Raw genomic sequence first — 4,787 nt, 5'->3', positions numbered from 1 at the left:
CAGCACGGTGAGGCGGGAGCGGGCGCCCGCCCCGGCTGCCGCCCGGGGGGCCTCGTCACCGGACGGCAGCGGCAGGCCGCAGCCCACGACCACCACGTCCGCCGCGACATCCGGTTCCCCGGCCAGTTCCAGGCCGGCCGCCCGGCCGTTCTCCTCCTGCACACCCAGCACTTCGGTGCCGAAGCGGAACTCCACCCCGCGCTCCACGCACCGTTCATGGAGGGCCCGCGCGAGCGCCCGCATTCCGCCGCGCACGTACCAGCTGCCGAAGGTGTGCTCCAGGTAGGGCAGCACTGTCGCGCTCGCGGGAGCCGTGCGCGGGTCGAGGCCGTACGCGTGCGCGTAGCCGGCCAGCAGGGCGGCCAGCCTGGGGTCGCGCAGCTCGTCGGCGGCGACCTCGGCGAGAGTGGGGGCACGGCGGCGCAGCAGTCCCCTGCCGCGGAGCGCGGGATAGGGGTCACGGGGGAGTCCCCTCAGGGCGCGCGGATCTCCGACGGCGCTCAGCGGCTCCTCCAGCAGTGGACGCCGGGTGGCCTCCCACGCGGTACGCGCCCGGGTGAGCAGGTCCGCCCAGCGCACCCCCGTGCCCGCCCCCAGCGCGCTGTCCAGCGCGGTGATCACCGCGGCCCGGGAGCCGGAAGGCAGGGACACCGCCGTACCGTCCGCGAAGACGTGCCGCACCGCGGGATCGAGCTGGACGAGTTCGACGCGGTCCTCGAGCGGCTCCCGGCCGGTCTTGACGAAGAGGTCGCGGTAGACGGCAGGCAGCTGCAGCAGCCCGGGGCCGGTGTCGAAGCGGAAGCCGTCGCGCTCGTAGCGCCGCACTCCGCCGCCGTAGGTGCCGGTCCGCTCGTACACCGTCACCTTGTGCCCCGCGACAGCCAGCCGCGCGGATGCCGCCATTGCGCCCAGCCCGGCGCCGACCACCGCGATACGTGCCATGACGAGGGACTTTAGCCGGACAGCCGGGTGACTGAGCCGGGTGGGTGGTGCTACCCGGGAGCGCATGTGCGCACGTCTGAGTAGCACTACCTAGCCTCTTGGTTGAGTATCCGAGCGGATGGGCCGGGACCGCGCCGAAGGGCAGAGTGTGGGACACGGCAAGGGGCGCTGCTCCAGCACCGCCGACACGGGGCGGCGGAACGGCACAGCACCCCTTGCCGGGGGGAAGCGGGGGCACGGGGGCCCCGCGGGGGGAACGGGGAACGGGGAACGGGGAGACGGGGGAACGGCGTGTGCAGCCCCAGGACCGGGATGACTACCGGGGCTGCGCACTCCCCCCGACCCGCCCCTGCAGCAGCAGGGACAGCGCGCCGTGCACCTCGTCCAGGGAACGCTCGGGCTGAAACGCCTTCCAGTCCAGCGCCGCCACCAGCACCATGCCCACCAGCGCGGCAGCGGTCAGCTGGATGTCGATCTCGGCGCTCAGCTCGTCCTCCGCCACGCCCGCCCGAAGCTCCCTCTCCACCACCGCGACCGCCTCCGCGCGGACGACCATCAGGGTGGAGTTCCAGGTCCGGTTGGTGCGCCACAGTTCAGCCACGTACAGCTGCGTGAAGGCCGGATAGCGGTCGATGAAGACGAGCCCCGCGCGGACCATCGCGTCCAGCGCGTCCACCCGTCCGCCGCCGGCGTCGGCCGTCGCCTCGGCGGCCTGCCGCAGGTCCGCGGTGAGCAGTTCCACACCGTGCCGCAGCAGTTCCTCGAACAGTTCGTTCTTACTGGTGAAGTTGTAGTAGACGGTGCCCTTGGCGACACCGGCACGCTCGGCGATCTCCTCCACCGTGGTGGCCGAGAAGCCCTGCTCGGCGATGAGCGTGACCGCCGCCAGGAACAGCTTCTCCCTGGTCGAGTGCCGGCTGCGCCGGGTGCGTGCGCCGCCCGTGTCCCCGATGCCCGCGGTGCCGCTCGTCATGGACCAGATTCTCCTCTCACAGAGCGATCTCCGGGTGCAGTCTGTCAACGGTCCACACCTGTCTGCGGCGTGCGGTGACGGCCGTGAGTGCGAGCGCGCCGGCGGTGAAGGCGAGCAGCACCAGGCACGCTCGCCACACCGGCCACAGTTCGCCGCCGGTGATGAGATGCCGGAGTCCCTCGACGACGTAACTCATCGGGAGGAAGGAGTGCACGGCGTTGAAGAAGTCCGGGCTGGTCTGGATCGGATACGTGCCGCCCGCCGACGTCAGCTGAAGCATCAGCATCGCCAGTACGAGGATGCGGCCGGCGGGGCCGAAGCGGGCGTTGAGGAACTGCACGATGGCCGTGAAGCTCAGCGCCACCACCAGCAGGAAGCCCACCGTGCCCGCCGCGCGTGCCATCCGCAGCCCCAGTCCCCAGTGCAGCACGCTCAGCAGCGCGACCGCCTGGAGCACACCGATCGCCGCGACCGGCAGCCAGCCCGCGAGCGTGATCCGCCAGGCCGGCGTTCCCGCTGCCAGCGCGCGTCTGTTGAGCGGCGGCAGCAGCATGTAGGCGATCATCGCACCCACCCAGAGGGCGAGCGGGATGAAGTACGGCGCGAAGCCCGTCCCGTAGTCGGGCGCGGCATGGGCCTTGCCGGAGGTGAGATGGACCGGGTCGGCCAGCACGCCCGTACGGTCGTCGCGCTGCTGCTCGTCGTAGTCGGGGATCTTCTTGGCGCCGTCGTGCAGTCCGCCCGCCAGCCGCGTGGAGCCGTCGGCGAGTCGCACCATCCCGCCGGTCAGCGTGCTCGCGCCCTTGGTCAGCTTTCCGAGGCCGGTGTCCAGCCGCGCGGCGCCGGTCTCGGCGCTCGCCAGGCCGGTGTCGAGCCGGCCCGCGCCCCTGGAGACCTGGTGTGCTCCCTTGTTGAGCTTGTTGATCTGTGCGACCGCGGCCTCGAGGTCCTCGCCCAGGCGCGGGGCCCGTTTCGCGAGCGCGTTCGCCTGGGTGCGCAGATCGTCGAGGCCCTCACCGACCCGGGCCAGGTCCTGCTGCTTGACGATGGCGTCGACGTCCTTGGCGACGTCGGCCGCGGTGTCCGCCGCGTCAGCCGCCTTCTTCAACCGCGGGCAGGAGCTGTCCAGTTCGACGGGTCCCTCGCAGCGCACCCGGTACAGGCCGGCGAGGGTGTCGGCGGCCTCGCGTGAGTCGGTCCGCGCCGTGCGCGCGGCGGCCGGCAGTTCGTCGAGGTTGTCCTTGAGCGTCTTGCTGGTACGGGCGACGCCGCGGGCCGCCGTGCCGATCTCGTCCCCGTGCTCATCGAGGAACGGGCGCACCGTGCCGGCCACGCCGTCGACCTTGTCGGCCAGCTTCTGGGTACCGTCCGCGACCCGCTGTGAGCCCTTCTTCAGCGTGCCCGCGCCGGTGTGCAGCCGCGAGGTGCCGCTCTTGAGCCTGCCGCTGCCGTGCTCGGCGTCGCGCAGTCCGCCGGCCAGCCGCCCGGCGCCCTTCTGCGCCCGCCCGATGCCGCTGCCGAGGTCGTCGGCGCCGCGGGCCGCCTTCGCGGTGCGGCCGTGGAGGGTGGCGAAGGAGACGAAGATCCGGTCGTAGAAGCCCCGCGATGCCTTGCTGGAGGCGGCTGCCCGGATCTCGGAGAAGACGGTGCGGGATATCTGCCCGACGACGTAGTTGCTCGCGTCGTTCGTGCGTACCTTCAGCGCACCCGCCTGAGGGCTGTCGCCGGAGCTGGAGGCGACGCGCTCGCTGAAGTCGGCGGGTACGGTCAGCGACGCGTAATAGCGTCCGTCCTCGACCCCCTCGCGGGCGTCGGCGGAGCCGGTCTCGTGCCACTCGAAGGTGTCGCTGTCGCGCAGCCCTTTGACGATCGAGTCACCGGCGGCGAGCCGTCGCCCTTCGGACTCGGCGCCCCGGTCCTCGTTGACGAGGGCGACGGGCACCCTGTCGAGGCGCTCGTAGGGGTCCCAGAAGGACCACAGGTAGAGCGCTCCGTAGAGCAAGGGCAACAGCACCATCGCCGCCATCGCCGCGGCCGGCAGCCGGCCCCTGCCGAACCGCTTGAGCTCAAGGGCGGCCAGTCTCGGCGAGCGCATCAGTCGCCGCTCCCTTCGGTGTCCTGCCGGTCCTTCCGGCCTTCCGGGGCTTCCCGGTCTGTGCGTTCTGTGCGTTCCGCTCGGCCTGGTCCGGTCTGTTCGTGCTGCCAGGTCCGTGCGGCACGGGTGTGCGCGACGACCGCGTCCTCAGGTGCCCGGCTGCACACGGCCAGCACGGTGGTGCCCGCCTCCGCGACCGAACGCAGCAGCGACCAGGCCTGATCGCGCTCGTCCTCCGAGAGCTTGAGGTCCACGTCGTCCACCGCGAGCAGCAGTGGCTCACCGAGCAGGGCGAGGGCGACGGAGAGCCGCAGCGTCTCCAGCCGTGCCAGATCGCTCACGCGCGTGCGCGGGCCCTTCGGCAGGTCGTCCAGGTCGAGTCCGGCCGCCGCCAGCGCGGTCTCGAGACCGGCCCGGGAGGCGGCGGCGCGCTCGCGGCGTGGGCGCAGCAGGGCGCGCGGTGAGCCGTCGAACCGCCGCCGGAGCAGCACCCGTTCGCGCAACTGCTCGGCGACGGTCAGGGCGGGTTCGAGGTCGGTGACCCCGGGCACCGCACCCAGAGCGCTGATCCGGCGCACGGCGGCAAGCTGTCCGGGCAGCCGGTGGCGTCCCACCCGTGCGTGTCCGGCGGTCGTCCTCATCCGTCCGGTGAGCGCCAGCAGCAGGCAGGTGCGGCCCGAACCGGACGGGCCCGCGAGAGCGACGAGTGAGCCGGGCGGCGCGTCCAGGTCGATGCCGCCGAACACCGGACCGCGCGGGCCCTCGAGCCCGAAGCCC

At 72.7% G+C, this 4,787-nt stretch carries 4 protein-coding genes; all 4 read right to left on the bottom strand.

Annotated features, from left to right (window positions below):
* On the bottom strand, positions 1 to 942 hold a 942-nt coding region (locus ACRDP3_RS26920), incomplete at its 3' end, for a phytoene desaturase family protein (RefSeq protein ID WP_431519614.1).
* 316 nt (positions 943 to 1,258) lie between these two features.
* On the bottom strand, positions 1,259 to 1,915 hold the full coding sequence (locus tag ACRDP3_RS26915; protein ID WP_431519613.1) for a TetR/AcrR family transcriptional regulator: 657 nt from the start codon (positions 1,913 to 1,915) through the stop codon (positions 1,259 to 1,261).
* Between the two features lie 16 nt (positions 1,916 to 1,931).
* Positions 1,932 to 4,010 (bottom strand): YhgE/Pip family protein, encoded by a 2,079-nt coding sequence (locus ACRDP3_RS26910; protein ID WP_431519612.1) that lies wholly within the window; start codon positions 4,008 to 4,010, stop codon positions 1,932 to 1,934.
* The coding region (locus ACRDP3_RS26905) for an ATP-binding cassette domain-containing protein (protein WP_431519611.1) at positions 4,010 to 4,787 on the bottom strand (778 nt) is incomplete at its 5' end. The genes ACRDP3_RS26905 and ACRDP3_RS26910, both read right to left, overlap by 1 nt.

The sequence above is a fragment of the Streptomyces sp. genome (assembly GCF_050698815.1).
Taxonomy (GTDB): domain Bacteria; phylum Actinomycetota; class Actinomycetes; order Streptomycetales; family Streptomycetaceae; genus Streptomyces.
This window is presented reverse-complemented; position numbering and strand designations above follow the sequence as displayed.